Origin of the sequence: Pseudomonas lijiangensis (assembly GCF_018968705.1) — a bacterium.
GTDB classification, from domain to species: Bacteria; Pseudomonadota; Gammaproteobacteria; order Pseudomonadales; family Pseudomonadaceae; genus Aquipseudomonas; species Aquipseudomonas lijiangensis.
On the sequence record NZ_CP076668.1, the window covers coordinates 2,855,184 to 2,879,081 of the forward strand.

The following is a 23,898-nucleotide window of genomic DNA, read 5'->3' on the forward strand; positions in this document are numbered from 1 at the left end:
ATGCTCTTCAACGAATTGATGGCTATCATTTCCGGTCACCCGATCCGACTCCAGCACGAGGAAGGTGACCTTGTCATTCTGGGCGATGACGAGGGATTCGATGATGCGCTGATAGACAGCATGCGACTGCACAAGCATGCGCTGATCGATCTGGTGAAGAGAAACGGTGGTGACTGGCTGAGCCCGGCCTTCCGCATCACGCCTGACATGCTGCCCCTGGCCGGACTGAGCCAGGACGCGATTGACCGGATCGTCGAAACCGTGCCGGGCGGTGCTGCAAACGTGCAGGATATCTATCCGCTGGCGCCGTTGCAGGAAGGTATTCTCTACCACCATATTTCCGCCACCCAGGGCGATCCGTATGTCCTGCACACTGTTTTCAGTGCAGAGAGTCCACAGAAGCTGGAAGGTTTTGCCCAGGCGCTGCAAGGCGTCATCAATCGTCACGATATCCTGCGTACTGCCATCGTCTGGGAAGGGCTCGACGAGCCCATGCAGGTGGTCTGGCAAGAGGCCCGGCTGGGGTTCGATGAAATCGTTCTGAACCCGGCCGACGGGGACATAGTCCGGCAATTGCAGGAGCACTTCGATCCGCGCCACTACCGTATGGATGTGCGTCAGGCACCGCTGATGCGCCTGGTCTGGGCGGCCGACCCGGTCAACTCTCGCTGGGTGGCCATGCTGCTGTTTCATCACACGGCTCTGGACCACGCTGCACTGGAGCTTGTGCAGCATGAAACCCAGGCATTCCTGCTGGGGACCGAAGGTGCGCTGCCTGAGGCGGTTCCCTATCGCAACTATGTGGCCCAGGCCCGTATGGGAAGCGGGCGCGAGGAGCATGAGGCGTTCTTTCGCGACATGTTGTCGGACGTGGAAGAACCGTCCCTGCCATTTGGTTTCACCGATGCGCTGAATCCCGACGCTATCGTCGAAGAAGTCCACTTGCCCATTGATGAGGCTCTGGGCACGAGTCTGCGCAGCCATGCCCGTCGTCTGGGCGTCAGTGCTGCAAGCCTGGTGCATCTGGCCTGGGCGCAAGTGCTGGGCCGCATATCCGGCCGTGAAGACGTGGTGTTCGGCACCGTGCTGATGGGGCGTATGCAAGGCGGCGAGGGCGCGGATCGTGCCCTTGGCCTGTTTATCAATACCTTGCCGTTGCGGGTCGAACTGGGTTCCCAGAGCGTGGACGCCAGTGTCAAGGCCACTCACCAGCGCCTGACCGGTCTGCTGGGCCATGAGCATGCATCGCTGGCTCTGGCCCAGCGTTGCAGTGGCGTGGCCGCTCCGACGCCGCTGTTCGGTTCGTTGCTCAACTATCGCCACGGCAGCGCGGCGCAGGCAGTGACCACCCAGGCGCGTGAAGCCTGGCATGGTCTGCAGGTATTGGGCGGGGAAGAGCGCAGCAACTACCCGATCACGGTTTCGATAGATGATCTGGGTGATCGTTTCTCGATCAGCGTTCTGGCGCTGGCACAGATCGGCGCCCAACGCATAGGTGATTACCTGCTCGGTGCCTTCGAGCAACTGGCCGAGGCATTGGAGCAGGACCCGCGTCAGGCATTGAGTACGCTGGACTTATTACCACCCACCGAGCGCAATCAGTTGCTGGTGGCATTCAACGACACCACGCGACCCTATCCCCGAGACAGCAGCGTAACGGCACTTTTCGAAGCACATGCCGAACGCCATCCCGACGCGACGGCGGCCGTACATGGCGAGCAGCAGCTCGGTTACGGCCAGTTGAATGCCCGTGCCAACGCAATGGCCGGGCATTTGCGTGCTGCAGGCGTCCAGCCCGGTGATCGAGTCGCAATCGAGCTTGAGCGTTCGTTCGAGCTGCTGATCAGCCAACTGGCCATTCTCAAATGCGGTGCCGTGTATGTGCCGCTGGACGTCAATGCGCCCGCCGAGCGTCAACAATTCATGCTTGAGGACAGCCAGGCACGCGTACTGCTGAGCCTGAGCAGTCGCGAGCCGCTGGCGGACATTCTTCGCCTGGAGCTCGATACCCTGGAGCTGGACGGTGAGACGGATGCAGCCCCGCAGGTGGCAGTGGAAGGCGGTGCGCCGGCCTATGTCATGTACACCTCCGGTTCTACCGGTACACCCAAGGGTGTATTGGTGACCCATCGCGCAATCAGCCGTCTGGTCATCGATAACGGTTATGCCGACTTCAATGCCACGGACCGTGTGGCCTTTGCCTCCAACCCTGCCTTCGATGCCAGCACCCTGGAAGTCTGGGCCGCGCTGCTCAATGGCGGCTGCGTGGTGCTGGTGGATCAGGATGTGTTGTTGTCCCGTGAACATTTTGCCGGTCTGCTGCTTGAGCAATCAGTCAGCGTGGTGTGGATGACGGCGGGGCTGTTTCATCAATATGCGTCGGGCCTGTACGAAGCATTTGCCCGCCTGCGCTACCTGATCGTCGGGGGTGATGTTCTGGACCCTGCCGTCATTGCACGGGTCCTGGAAAACGGTGCTCCTCAGCACTTGCTAAATGGTTACGGCCCCACCGAAGCAACGACCTTTTCCACCACCTGGGAGATCGAGCAGGTCGAAGGCCCGGGCATTCCCATCGGACGGCCTGTGGGCAACAGCCGCGTCTATATCCTGGATGAATACCTGCGTCCTGCGCCGCTGGGCGTGACGGGCGAGCTTTATATCGGCGGCGATGGCGTTGCCAAGGGCTATCTGAATCGTCCTGATCTGACCCTTGAGAAATTCATTTCAGATCCGTTTGTTGCAGGCGACGATGCCATGCTGTACCGCACCGGCGACCTTGGTTGCTGGCGACCTGACGGTGGCATCGAGTATCGCGGACGTAACGACGATCAGGTAAAAATCCGCGGTTTCCGGATCGAGCTGGGAGAAATCTCGGCCCGCCTGAGCACTTGCGCTGGCGTTGCCGACGCCACGGTGCTGGTCCGTGCGGATCAGGAAACCTCCGGCCAGAAACGTCTGGTCGCGTATGTGATTGCTCAGGAGGGCATTGAACTCAATGCCCAGGCCTTGCGCGAGGAGTTGCTTGGCTCACTGGCCGAATACATGGTGCCTGCGGCCTTTGTCATGCTGGAAAGCTTCCCGCTGACCGCCAACGGCAAGCTGGATCGTCGTGCCTTGCCCGAGCCGGGTGCCGAAGCCTTCGCCAGTCGAGAATATGAAGCCCCTCAAGGCCCGGTCGAAGAAACCCTGGCTGCGCTCTGGGCACAGTTGCTCAAGGTCGAGCGAGTAGGTCGTTTCGATCACTTTTTCGAACTGGGCGGCCATTCGCTGCTCGCCGTCAGCCTGATCGAACGCATGCGCCAGGTGGGGCTGAGCGCAGATGTGCGGGTACTTTTCAGCCAGCCGACGCTGGCGGCGCTGGCTGCCGCGGTTGGCAATAATCACGAGATCAGTGTCCCGGCCAACGCCATCACCGCCGATTGTCAGCGCATCACGCCTGACATGTTGCCGCTGGCGGATCTGGACCAGGCCTCCATCGATTACCTCGTGGCCAGTGTGCCGGGAGGTATTGCCAATATTCAGGACATCTATGCGCTGGCGCCTTTGCAGGAGGGGATTCTCTATCACCACCTGGCTGCCGAACAGGGTGATCCGTATGTGCTGCAGACATTGTTCGGCCTTGCGGACCGTGGGCTCCTGAATGACTTCGTCCAGGCATTGCAGGCCGTTGTCGACCGCCATGACATCATGCGCACCGCAGTTTTCTGGGAAGGCCTCGACAGCCCGGTGCAAGTGGTCTGCCGTCAGGCACGTCTGAGCGTCGAGGAAGTCAGCCTTGACCCGGCTCAGGGTGATATTGCCGAACAATTGCAGGCGCGCTTCGATCCACGGCATTTCCGACTCGATCTGACGCAGCCGCCGTTGCTGCGCATCCAGTTTGCCGAGGATGTCGTCAACCAGCGTTGTGTCGCTTTGCTGTTGTTCCATCACCTGGCGCTAGACCATACCGCGCTGGAAGTGGTCCAGCATGAAATGCAGGCCTGGCTGTTGGGTCGCCAGCAGGAGCTGGGCGAGGCCATCGCTTACCGCAACTATGTAGCGCAGGCTCGTCTGGGCGTCAGTCGTGAAGCCCATGAGTCATTCTTTCGCGGCATGCTGGGGGATGTAGAAGAGCCCACGCTGCCTTTCGGCCTGCAGAATGTGCAGGGCGACGGTGAGGGTATCGAGGAAGCGACCCAGCAACTGGTCGCCGGTCTGGATCAACGCCTGCGCAATCAGGCACGGCATCTGGGTGTGAGCCTGGCCAGCCTGGTTCACCTGGCATGGGGTGTGGTGCTGGGGGCCATCGCGGGCAAGCAGGATGTGGTGTTCGGCACCGTGTTGATGGGCCGTATGCAAGGCGGCGAAGGAGCTGACCGCGCCATCGGTCTGTTCATCAATACCTTGCCGCTGCGTCTTGCTGTCGGTGAGCAGGGTGTCCGTGCCGGCGTCCGGGCAGCCCATGGGCGGCTGACCGAATTGCTGGGCCATGAACATGCCTCGCTGGCACTGGCTCAGCGCTGCAGCGGCGTGCCTGCATCCATGCCCTTGTTCAGCGCGCTGCTCAACTATCGGCATAGCGCTCCCGGTGAGATCACGCCAGAGGCCCGGGAGGCCTGGAAGGGGATCGAGGGCCTGTCCGGTGAAGAGCGCACCAACTATCCGCTGACCCTGAACGTCGACGATCTGGGAGATAACCTGCTGCTGACCACGCTGGCACAGAAGGGTGTCGATGCCCAGCGTGTCTGCGGCTATATGCAGGCGGCGTTGCAGCAACTGGTCGAAGCGCTGGAGCTGACACCTCAGGCACCATTGCGCAGCCTCTCGGTATTGCCCGAGGCTGAGCTTGAACAAGTACTGCGCGGCTTCAACGCGACCGAGGCCGAGTATCCGCTCGACCAGACCGTTCATGGTTTGTTCGAGGCTCAGGTGGAGCGCACGCCGGATGCCGTGGCGCTGGTGTTTGGCGGCGAGCAACTGAGCTATGCCGAACTGAACCAACGGGCCAACCGACTGGCCCATCATCTGCGCAGTCAGGGCGTGTTGTCCGATTCCCGTGTGGCGATCTGTGTCGAGCGCGGGATCGAGATGGTGGTCGGCCTGCTGGCCATCTTGAAGGCGGGTGGTGGTTATGTGCCGCTTGATCCGGCGTATCCGGCTGAGCGGATTGCTTACATGCTGGAAGACAGTGCGCCTGCGGCGGTGCTTGCACAATCGGCCACGCTGGACCTGGTATCAGCGGCAGGTGTCACCGTTATCAATCTGGATCAGCCCGATTGGCAGGACAAATCCGTCTCCAATCCGGTGATCGAGGGGCTGACACCGGCTCATCTGGCTTACGTCATCTACACCTCGGGTTCGACCGGCTTGCCCAAAGGCGTGATGATCGAACACCGCAACACGGTCAACTTCCTGACCTGGGCGCAGCAGGCGTTTGCTTCTGAAGTTCTGGCCAAAACGCTGTTCTCCACCTCGCTGAACTTCGACCTGGCAGTCTACGAGTGCTTTGCACCGCTGATCTCGGGCTGCAGCATTGAAGTGGTCAAGAACGTGCTGGCTCTGCAAGAGGGTGAGCATGACATTACCCTGATCAACACCGTGCCTTCGGCGTTGAAAGCGCTTTTGGAATCGGGCGGCCTTCAAGAGGGTGTGCATACCGTCAACGTGGCGGGTGAAGCACTCAAGGGCTCGCTGGTGGAAAGCCTGTTTGAACAAACCAGCGTCCAGCGTCTGTGCAACCTCTACGGCCCATCGGAAACCACCACCTACTCAAGCTGGGTGGCCATGGATCGTGCAAACGGTTTTGCGGCCCATATCGGCAAGCCCGTCGCCAATACCCAGTTCTACCTGCTGGATGAACACCGTCAGCCAGTGCCTCTGGGTGTGCCGGGCGAAATCTATATCGGCGGTGCCGGTGTAGCTCGTGGCTACCTGAACCGTGATGACCTGACTGCCGAGCGCTTTCTGGAAGACCCGTTCAATGCCGGTGCCCGCATGTATCGCACCGGCGACCTGGGTCGCTGGCTGGCAGACGGCAATATCGAATACCTGGGACGTAACGACGATCAGGTGAAAATCCGCGGCTTCCGTATCGAGCTGGGCGAAATCGAAGCCAAGCTGGCGCGTCATGAGAGCGTGAAAGAAGCGGTGGTCATGGCCCGTGAGGATGTACCGGGCGACAAACGTCTGGTGGCGTATTTCACCTCAAGCGTTGCCGAAATCAATCTGGAAACCCTGAAAGCGCACTTGCAAGGCCAACTGCCTGAATACATGGTGCCAGCCGCTTATGTACATCTGGATAAACTGCCCCTGACCCCGAACGGCAAGCTGGACCGCAAGGCCTTGCCAGCCCCGGACCTGCAAGCCCTGATCAGCCGTGGCTACGAAGCACCGATTGGCGAAACCGAAACCACCCTGGCGCAGATCTGGGCCGAAGTGTTGCAGGTGGAGCGCGTCGGCCGTCACGATCACTTCTTCGAACTGGGCGGTCATTCGCTGCTGGCCGTTACCTTGATCGAGCGCATGCGCCGCAAGGGATTGTCGGCGGATGTGCGTATTCTGTTCAGTCAACCCACTGTTGCTGCGCTGGCTGCCGCCGTGGGCCATGACCGCGAAGTGGTGGTTCCGGCCAACCTGATCGAAGCGGGCTGTACGCACATCACACCTGAGCTGCTGCCACTGGTCCGTCTCGACCAGACGGAACTGGACCGCATCGTGGCCAGTGTGCCGGGCGGTTCGGCCAATATTCAGGATATCTACCCGCTTGCACCGTTGCAGTCGGGCATTCTTTACCACCACATATCCGCCATCCAGGGCGATCCTTACGTCCTGCAGGCGACCTTTACCGTCAGGGACCAACAGCGCGTCGAGTCCTTTGCCTCGGCCCTGCAAAAGGTCATTGATCGTCACGACACCTTGCGTACTTCGGTCTTCTGGGAAGGACTGGAAAGCCCTGTGCAGGTAGTCTGGCGCCAGGCACAACTGGTGGTGGAAACCCTTGAGCTGAATCCGGCAGACGGCGACATCGCACAGCAGATTCGTGAGCGATTCTCGACGCAACATCACAGCCTCGACCTTGGACAGGCTCCTCTGATGCGTCTGGCCTGCGCCCATGACCAGAGCAACGGGCGCTGGATCATGCTGCTCATGTTCCACCACTTGGTGCTCGATCACACGGCGCTTGAAGTGGTGCGTCATGAAATGCAGGCCTTCATGGTCGGCGAAGGTGACGCGCTGCCAGCGGCGATGCCTTACCGTAATTACGTGGCTCAGGCGTGCCTGGGGCTGACGGAACAGGATCATGAAGCCTTCTTCCGCAGTCAGCTGGCCGATATCGAAGAGTCGACCCTGGCGTATGGCCAGGAAAGCGTGCGAGGCGACGGGACTGGCATAGAAGAGGCCAGCATTACCCTGGATGACGAACTGAGTCGGCGAGTACGCGCCCAGGCCCGCAAGCTGGGCAGCAGTGCGGCCAGCGTCATGCACCTGGCATGGGCACTGGCTGCCCGTGCGGCTTCCGGTCGCGACCAGGTGGTGTTCGGTACGGTACTGATGGGGCGTATGCAGGGTGGCGAAGGCTCCGACCGCGCTCTGGGCATGTTCATCAATACCTTGCCGTTGCGAGTGGATATCGATGCTCGCAGCGTGGTCGAGGGCGTGAAGTCTACCCATTCGGGGCTGACTGCTCTGCTGGGGCATGAGCATGCTTCACTGGCACTTGCCCAGCGTTGCAGTGGCGTTGCCGCACCTGCGCCGTTGTTCAACACCTTGCTCAACTATCGTCATAGCGCTGTGGACATGACCTCCAGCCAGGCCATTTCGGCCTGGGACGGTATCGAAAGCCTGAGCAACGAAGAGCGCACCAACTATCCGCTGACCCTGTCGGTGGATGACCTGGGCACCGGCTTTGTCTTCACCGCCCTGGCCATGGTCGAGATTGGCGCGCAAAGGGTATGCGACACCTTGTTATGCGCCCTGGAAAACCTGATCGATACACTGGAGAACCGCCCGGATACCGCGCTTCATGCCATTGCCGTATTGCCTGAGGCCGAGCGCGAGCAAATGCTGCACGGTTTCAACGACAGCACGACGGACTATCCACGGGACAGCTCCGTCCATTCTCTGTTTGAACTGCAAGTGGCCAAGCGACCTGAAGCCTTTGCCGCTGTTCATGGCGAGCAGACGCTGACTTACGCCGAACTCAACAGCCAGGCCAATCGACTGGCTCATCATCTGATCAGCCAGGGTGTGATTGCAGGCGATGCCGTAGCCATTCTGCTGCCACGCTCCCTGGATCTGCTGGTAGCGCAACTGGCGATCAATAAATGTGCCGCCATTTATGTGCCGCTGGACGTCAATGCGCCTCAGGAGCGTCAGGCGTTCATGGTGCAGGACAGTGGCGCTCGCCAGATTCTGACCCATGGCGATCTGGACGTGCCTCAAGGCGTTGCGCGAGTTGATCTGGACCGCCTCGACCTTTCCCCGCAGCACGGCGACAACCCGGAATTGACCTGCTCCAGCGAAAGTGCGGCCTACATCATGTACACCTCGGGTTCCACCGGGACTCCAAAAGGCGTGTTGGTGCCCCATCGCGCCATTGCCCGACTGGTGATCAATAATGGTTATGCCGAGTTCAATGCCCAGGACCGAGTGGCTTTTGCCTCCAACCCGGCGTTTGACGCCAGCACCCTGGATGTCTGGGCACCGTTGCTCAACGGCGGTTGCGTGGTTGTGGTTGATCAGGACGTGCTCCTGTCGCTGCCAGAGTTCAAGGCCTTGCTGCTGGAGCAGTCGGTCAGCGTGCTGTGGATGACGGCTGGCTTGTTCCATCAATATGCTTCGGGCCTGTACGAGGCCTTTGCCCAATTGCGTTACCTGATTGTCGGCGGCGACGTGCTGGATCCTTTGGTTATCGCTCAGGTGCTGAAAAACGGCGCGCCAGAGCACTTGTTGAACGGCTATGGTCCGACCGAGGCCACGACCTTCTCGGCGACCCATGAAATCAAAACCGTAGGCGAGGGCAGCATTCCCATTGGTAAACCTCTGGCCAATACCCGTTTGTACGTACTCGATACTCGCCAGCAGCCAGTGCCACTGGGTGTAACCGGCGAGTTGTATATCGGTGGCGATGGCGTTGCATTGGGATACCTGAACCGCGCTGAACTGACCGAACAGGTGTTCGTGGCTGATCCGTTCAGCACAGACCCGGCAGCCCGCCTGTACCGTACCGGCGACCTGGCCTGCTGGCTGGCCGATGGCTCGGTAGAGTATCGGGGCCGCAATGACCAGCAGGTCAAGATTCGTGGCTTCCGGATTGAAATCGGTGAGATCGAAGCCCGTCTGGCTCAATGCGCCGGGGTCAAGGAATCGGTGGTCCTGGCGCGCCAGGATGCGGACGGTGGACCGAAGCAACTGGTGGGTTATGTCACGGCTCTGCCCGGTGCGAGCCTGTCTGTGCAGGAGTTGCGTCGTGAATTGAGCGCTTCACTGGCCGATTACATGGTGCCCGTGGCCTTTGTGGTACTGGACAGCCTGCCGCTGACCAATAACGGCAAGCTGGACCGTCGCGCACTGCCAGCACCCGATGCGCAAGCGTATGCCAGCCGTGATTACGAAGCGCCCGTCGGGCCGGTCGAATCGGTGCTGGCGACTCTCTGGGCCGAGGTGCTCAAAGTCGAGCGTGTGGGTCGTCATGACCATTTCTTCGAGCTGGGTGGCCACTCGCTGCTGGCCGTCAAACTGATCGAGAAGATGCGTCAGGAAGGGTTGAGCGCCGATGTGCGCGTGCTGTTCAGCCAGCCGACTCTGGCAGCTCTTGCGGCTGCCGTTGGCAACAGCACGGAAATCCGTGTGCCGGCCAACCTGATCGAGCCGGGTTGCACGCACATTACCCCCGAGATGCTGCCGTTGCTGGAAATCAGCGAAGCGTCGCTTGAACGTGTTCTGGCAGTCGTCCCGGGCGGCGCGGCCAATGTGCAGGATATCTACCCGCTGGCTCCACTCCAGGAAGGGATTCTCTATCACCACCTGTCCGCCGAAGCGGGCGACCCGTATGTGCTGCAATCGCAGTACGCCTTCGACAGTCGCGAACGTCTGGAAGACTTTGTCCAGGCGCTGCAATCGGTCATCGACCGTCACGATATCCTGCGCACGGCCGTGCACTGGAGTGGTCTGGATGAGCCGGTCCAGGTGGTCTGCCGTAACGTCGCGTTGCAACCTCAATGGGTTGATCTGGACCCGACCGACGGGCCTGTTGCTGAGCAATTGTCGGAGCGTTTCGATGCTCGTCATTATCGCCTGGACCTGACCCGTGCGCCGCTGCTGCATCTGGCCTGTGCCGAGGACCAGGAGCAAAACCGCTGGGTTGCCACTCTGCTGTTCCATCACCTGGCGCTGGACCATACCGCGCTGGAAGTGATGCAACTGGAAATGCAGGCCTTCCTGCTGGGTACGGCCGATCAATTGGGTGCGGCGATGCCGTATCGCAACTATGTGGCCCAGGCCCGACTGGGTGTCGAGCCTGCGGCCCATGAAACGTTCTTCCGCGACATGCTGGGGGATATCGACGAGCCGACCCTGCCGTTCGGTGTACATGATGTGCAAGGCGACGGGCACGGGATCGAAGAGTCGCGAGCGTCTCTGGACGTGCATATCAGCAGTCGTTTACGCCAGCAGGCCCGTCAGTTGGGTGTCAGCGCGGCCAGCCTGATTCACCTGGCCTGGGCCTTGGTGTTGGGCAAGGTGTCGGCTACCGATGATGTGGTGTTCGGCACCGTATTGCTGGGGCGCATGCAGGGCGGCGAGGGTGCCGACCGTGCCTTGGGCATGTTCATCAACACTTTGCCATTACGGGTCAGCCTGGACAGCAACACGGTGCGCCAGGCGGTAAGCGAAGCCCACGACCGGCTCACCGGTTTGCTGGTACACGAACATGCATCGCTGGCACTGGCCCAGCGTTGCAGTGGCGTGGCCGCGACCACTCCGTTGTTCAGTGCCTTGCTCAACTACCGTCACAGCAATGCGGTGGCTTCCCAGGAAAGCCTGAGTGCATGGGAAGGCATACAGAGCCTGGGCGGCGATGAGCGCACCAACTATCCACTGACCCTTAACGTCGATGACCTGGGCGAAGGCTTCCACTTCACCGTTCTGGCACTGGAAACCATGGGAGCCCAGCGCGTCTGTGGCTATATGCAGATTGCTCTGGAGCAGTTGACCGAAGCACTGGAGCAGGCGCCGCAAACGCCGCTGCACAGTCTGTCGATTCTGCCGGCTGGCGAGCGTGAGCAACTGCTTCACGAGTGGAATGTCAGTGACGCGACCTTTGCCGATGACCTGCTGATTCACCATGCCGTTGAAAGCTGGGCTGCAAAACAGCCTTCAGCGACGGCGCTGCGCTTTGAAGGTAGCAAGCTGTCTTATGGTGAGCTGAACAGCCGCGCCAATCAGGTTGCTCATTGCTTGATCGAAAAAGGCATTGGACCAGACGATCGTGTGGCGATCTGCGTCGAACGCGGTCTGGAAATGATCATCGGCCTGCTGGGGATCCTCAAGTCTGGTGCGGGTTACGTGCCGATGGATCCGGCTTACCCGGCCGAGCGTCTGGCGTACCTGCTCCAGGACAGCGCGCCATTGGCGGTGCTGGTTCAGCAGGCCACAGCAGAAGTGCTGTCGGATGTGTCGGTGCCGGTCATCAATCTGGATGATCCTCGTTTGCAGGAGCAATCCATCTCCAATCCGCAGGTGGATTCGGCTTCGTCAAACCTGGCTTATGTGATCTACACCTCGGGCTCCACCGGTCTGCCGAAGGGCGTGCAGGTCGAGCATCGCAATGTGGCGCGCTTGTTCTCGGCCACTCAGTCGTGGTTTGAGTTCGGCCCGACCGATACCTGGGCGTTGTTCCACTCCTTTGCCTTCGACTTCTCGGTCTGGGAAATCTGGGGCGCGCTGATACACGGTGGCGAGTTGCTGATCGTGCCGCAACTGGTCAGCCGTTCGCCGCAGGAGTGCTACGCCTTGATTTGCGAGGCTGGCGTGACGGTGTTGAACCAGACGCCAAGTGCTTTCCGCCAGTTGATTGCTGCTCAGGGCGAAAGCCAGCAGTCGCACTCGTTGCGTCAGGTGATCTTTGGTGGTGAAGCCCTGGAAATCGGGATTCTCAAGCCGTGGTATGCCCGAGCGGTGAACGCCGGTACGCAACTGGTGAACATGTACGGCATTACCGAAACCACGGTTCACGTGACTTATCGTGCTCTGGAAGCGGCGGATGCCTTGCACGCTGGTGTCAGCCCGATTGGTGTGCGAATTCCTGATTTGCAGACTTACGTGCTGGATGCCAACCGTGAGCCTGTGCCGGTCGGTGTTGTCGGCGAGCTGTATGTCGGCGGTGCCGGCGTAGCGCGGGGTTATCTGAACCGTCCTGAGCTGAATGAAGAGCGGTTTATCGCCGATCCATTCAGCAAAGTTAAAAATGCCCGTCTGTATCGTACTGGCGACCTGGCCCGCTGGACCGCCGAGGGTAGCCTGGATTATCTGGGCCGTAACGACGATCAGGTGAAGATCCGCGGTTTCCGTATCGAACTGGGTGAAGTTGAAGCACAACTGGCAGCTTGTGAGGGTGTACGCGAAGCAGTGGTAATCGCTCGCGAAGACGTCCCTGGCGACAAGCGTCTGGTGGCTTATGTCATTGCAGAAGAGGGTGAAGCGCCATCTGCCGTTGACCTGCGCGACCAACTGTTGCAAGCCTTGGCCGAGCACATGCTGCCGAGCGCTTTCGTGATGCTGGAATCGCTGCCGCTGACCACCAACGGTAAGCTTGACCGCAAAGCCTTGCCTGCACCGGATCAGTCAGCTCTGGTCAGCCGGACCTATGAAGCGCCGCAAGGCGAAGTCGAGGAAATCATTGCCCAGCTCTGGCAGGAATTGCTGGGCGTTGAGCAAGTAGGGCGTCATGACCACTTCTTCGAACTGGGTGGCCACTCGCTGCTGGCAGTGAAACTGATCGAACGGATGCGTCAGCAGAATCTCAGCGCCGATGTGCGTGTGCTGTTTGGTCAGCCGACTCTGGCGGCATTGGCCGCAGCGGTGGGCGGTCAGGCGCAGATCGTGGTTCCGGCCAATCTCATTCCTGAAGGCTGCGAACGCATCACACCTGACATGCTGCCGTTGGCGGATCTGGATCAGGAGGCTATCGACCGCGTCGTTGCCAGTGTGCCGGGCGGTGTGGCCAATATTCAGGATATCTACGCACTGGCTCCGTTGCAGGAAGGGATTCTTTATCACCACCTGACTGCAGTCGAGGGCGATCCCTACCTGCAATATGCGCTGTTCGCTTTTGACAGCCTGGAGCGTGTCCATAAATTTGCTGCGGCCTTGCAGAGTGTGGTGTCGCGGCATGACATTCTGCGCACGGGTGTGCTTTGGGAGCGTCTGGACGATCCGGTGCAAGTGGTCTGGCGTCATGCGGAGCTGGTTGCGGAGGAAGTTCTTCTCGATCCGGCTGCCGGCGATATCGCTGAGCAACTGAGTGAAGTGCTCGACCCGCGTCATTACCGCCTGGATATCCGCCAGGCCCCGATGATGCGCATCGGTTACGCCCATGATCCGGCCAATAATCGCTGGCTGGGCATGCTGCTGTTCCACCATATGGTCGACGATGCCACTTCCCTGGGGATCGTGACGTCGGAAATCGAAGCCTTCATGGCCGGCCTTGGTGATCAATTGCCTGCCTCGGTGCCTTACCGCAACTACGTGGCTCAGGCGCGCCTGGGTGTCAGTCGTGAAGACCATGAAGCGTTCTTCCGCGACATGCTGGGTGATATCGACGAACCGACCCTGCCGTTCGGGCTGCATGACGTGCAGGGTGACGGGCAGGGGATTCAGGAAGTCCGTCAGGTGGTGGACGCTTCCCTTGGCCAGCGTTTGCGGGCTCAGGCACGCAAACTGGGCGTGAGTGCTGCCAGCCTGTATCACCTGGGCTGGGCGCGGGTGCTGGACGCCGTGTCAGGTCGCGATGAAGTGGTGTTCGGCACGGTGTTGCTGGGGCGCATGCAGGGTGGCGAAGGGGCCGACCGTGCTCTTGGCATGTTTATCAACACCTTGCCATTGCGAGTTGATCTCGGCGATCAGTCTGTCCACAGCGGCGTGAAGAAAACCCATGCCAGCCTGACGGCTCTGCTGGGTCACGAACATGCCTCGCTGGTACTTGCCCAGCGTTGCAGTGGCGTTGAAGCACCTGCACCGCTGTTCAGTTCACTGCTCAATTACCGGCATCTGGAAAACCGTGCCAGTGCTTCCAGTGGCTCGGCCTGGGAAGGTATCGAGGCGCTGTCGGGAGAGGAGCGCACCAACTACCCGCTGACCCTGTCGGTGGATGACCTGGGCGAAGGCTTCAACCTGACCGTGATGGCTGAAGCGCAAATCGGTGCCGAGCGTGTCTGTGGCTACATGCAGCGCGTTATGCATCAATTGATCGATGCGCTGGAACAGGCTCCACAGACAGCGCTGGGGAATCTGTCGATTCTGCCGGACAGCGAGCGTGAACAACTGCTGCATAAGTGGAGTGTCAGTGACGCAACCTTTGCTGACGATCTGCTGATACACCGCGCCGTTGAAAGCTGGGCTGCAAAACAGCCTTCAGCCACGGCAATTCGTTTTGAAGGTCGCCAGTTGTCCTATGGCGAGCTCAATAACCGCGCCAATCAGGTGGCTCATCGGCTGATCGAACAAGGCATCGGCCCGGACGATCGTGTAGCGATCTGCGTCGAACGTGGTCTGGAAATGATCATCGGCCTGCTGGGTATCCTCAAGGCTGGCGCGGGTTACGTGCCGATGGACCCGGCTTATCCGGCCGAGCGTCTGGCGTACCTGCTTCAGGACAGCGAGCCATTGGCCGTGCTGGTCCAAGAGTCCACCGCACAGGTGCTGGCGGATGTGTCGGTGCCGGTCATCAATCTGGACGATCCACGTTTGCAGGATCAATCCGTCTCCAATCCGCAGGTTGATTCGGCTTCGTCAAACCTGGCCTATGTGATCTACACCTCGGGCTCCACCGGTCTGCCGAAGGGCGTGCAGGTCGAGCATCGCAATGTGGCGCGCCTGTTCTCCGCGACTCAAGCCTGGTTCGACTTTGGTCCGACCGATACCTGGGCGCTGTTTCACTCCTTTGCCTTCGACTTCTCGGTCTGGGAAATCTGGGGCGCGCTGATACACGGTGGCGAGTTGCTGATCGTGCCGCAACTGGTCAGCCGTTCGCCGCAGGAATGCTATGCCTTGCTGTGTGATGCTGGGGTGACGGTGTTGAACCAGACGCCAAGCGCCTTCCGCCAGTTGATTGCGGCCCAGGGTGAAAGTCAGCAGTCGCACTCGTTGCGTCAGGTGATCTTTGGTGGTGAAGCCCTGGAAACCGGGATTCTCAAGCCGTGGTATGCACGTGCGGTGAACGCCGGAACGCAACTGGTGAACATGTATGGCATTACCGAAACCACGGTGCACGTGACTTATCGTGCCTTGGAAGCGGCGGATGCCTTGCACGCGGGTGTCAGCCCGATTGGTGTGCGGATTCCGGACTTGCAGACCTATGTGCTGGATGCCAACCGTGAGCCAGTGCCGGTCGGTGTGGTCGGTGAGTTGTATGTGGGTGGTGCCGGCGTGGCGCGGGGTTATCTGAACCGTCCTGAGTTGAACGAAGAGCGGTTTATCGCCGATCCGTTCAGCAAGGTTAAAAATGCCCGTCTGTATCGTACTGGCGACCTGGCCCGCTGGACCGCCGAAGGTAGCCTCGATTACCTGGGCCGTAACGACGATCAGGTGAAGATTCGTGGTTTCCGTATCGAACTGGGTGAGGTCGAAGCGCAACTGGCAGCCTGCAATGGCGTGCGCGAAGCGGTGGTAATCGCTCGCGAAGACGTTCCCGGCGACAAGCGTCTGGTGGCTTATGTCATTGCAGAAGAGGGTGAAGCGCCATCTGCCGTTGACCTGCGCGACCAACTGTTGCAAGCCTTGGCCGAGCACATGCTGCCGAGCGCTTTCGTGATGCTGGAATCGCTGCCACTGACCACCAACGGCAAGCTGGATCGCAAGGCGCTGCCTGCACCGGATCAGTCGGCCTTGGCCAGCCGTGTCTATGAAGCACCGCAAGGCAAGTTCGAAACGGCGATTGCCGAACTCTGGCAGGAACTGCTGGGTGTTGAGCAAGTAGGCCGTCATGACCACTTCTTCGAGCTGGGCGGCCACTCATTGCTGGCGGTCAAGCTGATCGAACGCATGCGTCAACAGGACCTCAGCGCCGACGTGCGTGTGCTGTTTGGTCAACCGACTCTGGCGGCCTTGGCCGCAGCCGTTGGTGGCGGGACTCGCGGTGTGATTGTTCCCGACAACCTGATTCCTGAAGGCTGTGAGCGCATCACGCCGGAGATGCTGCCGTTAGCGGATCTGGATCAGGAGGCTATCGACCGCGTCGTGGCCAGTGTGCCGGGCGGTGTTGCCAATGTGCAGGACATCTATGCGCTGGCACCGTTGCAGGAGGGGATTCTGTATCACCATCTGGCTGCCAGCCAGGGCGACCCCTACGTGCTGCAGGTGCAGTTCAGTTTCGAGGACCGTCAACGCCTGGATATCTTTGCCCATGCCTTGCAGAGCGTCGTGGACCGTAACGATATCTTGCGTACCGCAGTGGTCTGGGAAAGCATGAGCGAGCCGGTTCAAGTGGTCTGGCGCAAGGCAACCCTGGACGTCGAAGAGGTCGTGCCGGAGCAGGGCGAAGGGGATGTGTTGCAGCAACTGCAACAGCGCTTCGATCCACGTCACTATCGTCTCGACGTTTCCCGCGCCCCTCTGATGCGCCTGGCCTTTGCTGCTGATCCGGCCAATAACCGCTGGGTCGGGATGTTGCTGTTCCATCACATGGCCCTCGACCATACCGCCCTGGAAGTCGTGGTTCAGGAAATGCAGGCCAGCCTCATGGGGCAGACCGAGCTTCTGCCTGCTGCCGTGCCGTATCGTAACCATGTGGCCAATGCTCGGCTGGGCGTCGGCCGTGAAGAACATGAAGCCTTCTTCCGCGACATGCTGGCCGATATCGATGAGCCGACACTGCCCTTGGGGCTGCAGGATATTCAGGGGGACGGTCACGGTATCGAAGAAGCGCATCAGGTTCTGGACGATGCCTTGAGTCAGCGTCTGCACACTCAGGCCCGCCGCCTGGGTGCCAGTGCCGCGAGTCTGGTGCATCTGGCCTGGGCACAGGTGGTAGGCCGTCTGGCCGGTCGTGAAGAAGTGGTGTTCGGTACAGTGCTGATGGGTCGCATGAGCGGCACTGCCGGTGCGGACCGGGCGCTGGGCATGTTCATCAATACCTTGCCGCTGCGCATCGATGTCGGCACTCAGGGCGTCGAGGCGGGCGTTCGCGCCACTCATCAACGGCTCTCGGCCTTGCTCGGCCATGAGCATGCTTCCTTGTCGCTTGCCCAGCGCTGCAGCGGTGTACCTTCGGCATTACCGCTGTTCAGCACGCTGCTCAACTACCGCCACAGCGCGGGTGAGGCACCGGTATCCGAAGCCGTGGCAGCGTGGGCCGGTATTCAGACGCTGTCCATGGAGGAACGCACCAACTATCCGCTGACCCTCAACGTGGATGATCTGGGCGACCGGTTCATGCTCAATGCCCAGGCGGTTGCCGAGATCGGTGCGCAACGGACCTGTGATCTCATGCAGGCGGCATTGGTGAGCCTGGTGACGGCGCTGGAAGAGGCTCCGAATACCCATCTCAATCGTCTGTCGGTATTGTCCGAGGCCGAGCGCAACCAGGTACTGGTGACATTCAACAACACCCATGCGCCGTATCCGGAAACCCAGACCATTCATGGTCTGTTCGAGGCTCAGGTGGCACGCACACCGGATGCGGTGGCGTTGGTCCATGGCAGTGAACGCCTGAGCTATCGCACGCTCAACGAGCGCGCCAACCGCTTGGCTCATCATCTGCGCAATCAGGGTGTTCAGCCGGACTCTCGAGTGGGTATCTGTGTGGAGCGCGGTGCCGATATGGTGGTCGGCCTGCTGGCCATCCTCAAGGCGGGTGGTGCTTATGTGCCACTTGATCCGGCCTATCCGGTAGACCGTATTGCCTACATGCTGAAGAACAGTGCTCCGGCCGCCATTCTGGCGCATGCCGACAATCATGAGCTGCTGGCTACATCTTCGGCACCGATCATCTATCTGGATCGGGGCAACTGGCTCAATGAACCGGCCGCCAATCCGCAGGTGCCGGGCCTCAACTCCAGCCACCTGGCTTATGTGATCTACACCTCGGGCTCTACCGGTTTGCCCAAAGGTGTGATGATCGAGCACCGCAATACGGTCAACTTCCTGACCTGGGCGCAGCAGGCGTTTGCGCCTGAGGTTCTGTCTAAAACGCTGTTTTCGACCTCGCTGAACTTCGACCTGGCTGTTTATGAATGCTTTGCGCCTCTGATTTCCGGCGGCAGCATTGAAGTGGTCAAGAACGTGCTGGCCCTGCAAGAGGGCGAGCATGACATTACCTTGATCAACACCGTGCCTTCGGCCTTGAAGGCGCTGCTGGAATCGGGTGGTCTGCAAGAGGGCGTCCATACCGTCAACGTGGCCGGTGAAGCGCTTAAAGGCTCACTGGTTGAAAGCCTGTTTGAGCAAACCAGCGTCCAGCGTCTGTGCAATCTCTACGGCCCATCGGAAACCACCACCTACTCAAGCTGGGTTTCGATGGACCGTGAGGACGGTTTTGCCGCGCATATCGGCAAGCCAGTCGCCAATACCCAGTTCTACCTGCTGGACGAACACCGTCAGCCAGTGCCGTTTGGCGTGCCGGGTGAAATCTATATCGGTGGTGCGGGTGTGGCGCGGGGTTATCTGAATCGCGATGACCTGACCGCCGAACGTTTCCTGGAAGACCCGTTCAATGCCGGAGCGCGCATGTACCGCACCGGCGACCTGGGTCGCTGGTTAGTCGATGGCAATATCGAATACCTGGGTCGTAACGACGATCAGGTGAAGATTCGTGGCTTCCGTATCGAGCTGGGCGAAATCGAAGCCAAGCTGGCGCGTCACGAAAGCGTGAAAGAAGCGGTGGTCATGGCTCGTGAAGATGTGCCGGGCGACAAACGTCTGGTCGCTTACTTCACTGCCCGTGTCGAAGGTGTGGACATCGAGGCGTTGCGTGAATACCTGCAAGCCTTGCTGCCTGAATACATGGTGCCGGTGGCCTACGTTGTGCTGGACGCCTTGCCACTGACGCCCAATGGCAAGCTGGATCGCAAGGCGCTGCCCGCACCGGACCTGCAAGCGCTGGTCAGTCAGGGCTACGAAGCACCTCAAGGGGAAATCGAAGTGGCACTGGCGCACCTCTGGCAGGAATTGCTGGGTGTCGAGAAGGTCGGACGCTTCGACCGGTTCTTTGACCTGGGTGGGCATTCATTGCTCGCCATTCGCCTGATTTCCCAGGTGAGACTGCGACTGGGCGTCGAGCTGAGCCTGGCTGAACTGTTTACTCACTCAGAACTGTCGGCCCTGGCCGGATTGCTGGCCCAGGCGGGTCGCAGTGCGCTGCCGGATATTGTCAGGGTGCCTCGCGATGAGGATATTCCTCTGTCGTTTGCCCAGCAGCGCCTGTGGTTCCTGGCGCAAATGGAAGGCGGCAGCACGGCGTACAACATGCCAGCCGGCCTGCGCTTGCGCGGTGCTCTCGATGAAAACGCGCTGCAACAGGCGCTGGAGCGGATTATTGCCCGCCATGAAGCCTTGCGCACTCGCTTCGCCGTTCGTGAAGATCAGGAGCCTGTGCAACTGATTGAATCCCTTGAAAGCGGATTCACGTTGACCCTTGTCAACCTGCAGGCCAGCAATGACCGTGAGCAACAACTGCTCGCCATGGCTCAGGACGAAGCCCTGGCACCGTTCGATCTTGCCACCGGTCCCTTGATCCGTGGACGACTGGTGCGTCTGGGTGCCGAAGATCATGCCTTGCTGGTGACGGTGCACCACATCGTCTCCGACGGTTGGTCCATGGGCGTGCTGACCCGTGAGCTGACCGAGCTTTATGAAGCGTTCAGGCAGGGAATGGACGATCCGTTGCCACCGCTGAGCGTGCAGTACGCCGACTACGCCGTGTGGCAGCGCCGCTGGCTCAGTGGCGAAGTGCTGGAAGCACAAAGCCGTTACTGGCAGCAGACCCTGGCCGATGCTCCTGCATTGCTGGCGTTGCCCACCGATAAACCTCGCCCGGCGCAACAGGATTATGCCGGTGCGACCCTGGGCATCGTGCTCGATGCAGCCTTGACCCAGGACCTGAAAACCTTGAGTCAGCGCCACGGCACGACGCTGTACATGACAGTGATGGCCGCCTGGGCCGTGTTGCTGAGCCGGCTGTCCGGTCAAGGCGACGTGGTGATCGGTTCGCCCATGGCCAACCGCATGCGTGCTGAAGTCGAGCCCTTGATCGGCTTCTTCGTCAACACACTGGCCGTTCGTATCGATGTCGAGGACGACCCGGATGTCAGCACGCTGCTGGCGAGGGTCAAGGACCGGGTCCTGAGTGCCCAGGCCCATCAGGATCTGCCGTTCGAGCAAGTGGTGGAGGTTGTCAAACCGGTGCGCAGCCTGGCGCACAGCCCGGTATTCCAGGCCATGTTGAGCTGGCAGGATACTGGCGGCACGGCGCTGGAACTGGATGGCCTGGCCCTGGAAGGCATCGGTATTGCCAACACGGTGTCCAAGTTCGACCTTTCCCTGGACCTGAGCGAGTTGCAGGGCCAACTGGTCGGCAGCCTCGAATACGCCACGGCACTGTTTGGCGAAGCCACCGTACGTCGTTATATCCGCTATTTCGAAAATGTCCTGCGCGGTCTGGTGGCAGGTGACGAGACGGCAATCACCAACATTGAATTGCTGGATGCCGAAGAGCGTCAGCGCCTGCTGAATGACTTGAATCGCACCCGCACAACCTATCCGCAGACCAGCACCGCTCACCGCCTGTTCGAGGAACGTGCGGCTGCCCAGCCGGATGCCATTGCCGTGGCATGCGAAGGCGAGCGCCTGAGTTATGCGCAATTGAACCAGCGGGCCAACCGCCTGGCCCACACATTGATAGGAATCGGGATTGGCCCGGACGATAGGGTGGCGATCTGCGTAGAGCGCGGTATCGATATGCTGGTCGGCCTGCTGGGCGTACTCAAGTCCGGTGGTGCCTATGTGCCGCTTGATCCGGCCTATCCGGCGGATCGCCTGCAATTCATGTTGCAGGACAGTCAGCCCAAGGCCGTCTTGAGCCATCGCGGGCTGGACTGTTCACTGCCGACACTGAGCATCCCGGTCGTGGCTCTGGACAAACCCCTGACGGGCGCGGAGCACAACCCTGAGGTGGAAGGCCTGAACGCCCGACATCTGGCCTATGTGATCTATACCTCTGGCTCAACCGGCAACCCCAAAGGGGTGATGATCGAGCATCGCGGGCTGGTCAACTACAGCCTTGACGCTGCGCGCCTGTTCGAGCTGACGCCCGAAGACTCGGTGCTGCAGCAGAACTCCCTCAACTTCGACCTATCGGTGGAGGAGGTTTTCCCGGCGTTGCTGGCTGGCGCAACCTTGGTCCCGACACGTGACATCTTTGGCAGTGAAGGTCTGCAAGATGCTGCCCCGAGCATGCTGCACATGACGGCCGCGCATTGGCATACCCTGGTGGGCGACTGGCACCATCAGCCGCATCTTGCAGCCAGGGCGCTGGCGAACGTGCGGTTGATCAACGTTACGGGCGATGCCTTGTCAGCCCAGAAACTGCAATGGTGGCAGGCATTGCGTCCAGCCCACACCCAGTTGATCAATACCTACGGTCCGACCGAGGCGACCGTTTCCTGCACGACCGCGTACGTGGACCACTCGGCTGCCAGCCACAACGTCACCATCGGCAAACCGATGGCCAACACACGCATTTACCTGCTCGACGCACGGCAACAACCGGTTCCAGAGGGCGTGGCAGGTGAAATGTACATTGGCGGCGACGGTGTGGCCCGCGGTTACCTGAACCTTGAGCGGGTCAATGCCGAGCGATTCCTGGCCGATCCTTTCAGCGACGAGCCTGACGCCCGGATGTACAGGACGGGCGATCTGGCGCGTTACCTGGCAGACGGCAGCCTCGAATACCTGGGTCGTAATGACTTCCAGGTCAAGGTTCGGGGTTTCCGTATCGAACTGGGTGAAATCGAAACCCGTCTGGGCGACTGCGTCGGGGTCAAGGAAGCCGTGGTCATCGCCCGCGAGGATGCACCGGGCGAGAAACGTCTGGTCGCCTATGTGGTGCCGCATGCAGGACAAACGCTGACGGCGGCCGTACTGCGTGAAACCCTCGCGCCACAACTGGCCGAATACATGCTGCCAAGCGCTTTCGTGATGCTTGAAGCAATGCCGCTGACACCGAACCGCAAGCTGGATCGCAAGGCGCTTCCAGCACCGGAAGGCGAGGCTTTTGTCAGCCGGATCCACGAGCCGCCGCAAGGCGCGACCGAAACCGCACTGGCCCAGGTCTGGCAGCAATTGCTCGATGTGGAGCGAGTAGGGCGCAATGACCACTTCTTTGAATTGGGCGGGCATTCCCTGCTGGCCATGCGCTTGATCGCTCATGTCAGGCAACGACTGGGTGCCGAACTGCGCCTGATGGATATCTTTGCCCATCCGGTGCTGGAGGCCATGGCCAAGGGGCTGGCTCAGGCAGCCCGCAGTTCGCAGCCTTCGGTGATCGCGGTGTCCCGTGATCAGGCCTTGCCGCTGTCATTCGCGCAGCAGCGACTCTGGTTCCTGGCTCGTCTTGAAGGCGACAACCCGGCTTATCACATTCCGGCCGGTCTGCGCCTGCGTGGCGAGCTGGATGCAAATGCGCTGCAAAGTTCGCTGGACATGATCGTTGCGCGTCACGAGTCGTTGCGCACCACCTTTGTCCAGTTGCCGGGGCAGGATGCCGAACAGCGCATTGCGCCGTCCGATATCGGTTTCGAGCTGCGCCTGCAGACACTGGAGGGGCAACCTGCTATCGAGCAGAGCCTTGCGTTGCTGTTGGCCGAAGAGGCCCGGGCACCCTTCGATCTGAGTAACGGGCCGCTGGTGCGTGGCCAACTGGTGCGCATGGCCAGCGACGACCATGTCCTGTTGGTGACTTTCCATCACATCATTGCCGACGGCTGGTCTTCGGACATTTTCACCCGTGAGCTGGGCCTTCTTTATGAAGCGCTGCGCAACGGTGAAAGCAATCCGTTGCCGGATCTGACGCTGCAATACGCCGACTATGCAATGTGGCAGCGCTGCTGGCTGACCGCCGATGTGTTGCAACAGCAGACGGGTTACTGGCAACAGGCTCTGGCCGATGCTCCGGCGCTGCTGAGCCTGCCTGTTGACCGTGCTCGTCCTGCGCACCAGGACTATTCGGGGGATGCCGTCGGCCTGACGCTGGATCAGGCTCTGACTGAACAGCTCAAGGCGCTGAGTCAGCGTCAGGGCACCACTTTGTTCATGACCGTACTGGCGGCCTGGGCCACGGTACTGGGGCGTCTGGCCAGTCAGGATGATGTGGTGATCGGTACGCCGGTGGCCAACCGCACCCGGGTCGAGGTCGAAGGCCTGATCGGTCTGTTCGTCAACACCCTGGCACTGCGAGTGGACTTGTCTGCCGACCCGAGCGTCGAGGCATTGCTGCAGCAGGTCAAGGCTCGCACCCTTGAGGCTCAGGCTCATCAGGACTTGCCGTTCGAGCAAGTGGTGGAAGCCGTCAATCCGGTGCGCAGCCTGTCCCACAGCCCGATCTTCCAGGCCATGTTGTCCTGGCAGAACGGCGCAGGCGAGGACCTGACCCTGGGTGACATGAACCTGCAGGGCGTGAATTCCACCAGCCGCAGCGCCAAGTTCGAT

General features: G+C 60.6%; 1 protein-coding gene (cut by a window edge). It reads left to right on the top strand.

Features of this window, described 5'->3' with window-relative positions; translation table 11 throughout:
* Positions 1 to 23,898, top strand: the 5' portion of a protein-coding gene (locus tag KQP88_RS12150; RefSeq protein WP_216705829.1) for a non-ribosomal peptide synthase/polyketide synthase. It continues 6,957 nt past the right edge of the window; only the first 23,898 of its 30,855 coding nucleotides appear in the window; its start codon is at positions 1 to 3; its stop codon lies beyond the right edge, outside the window.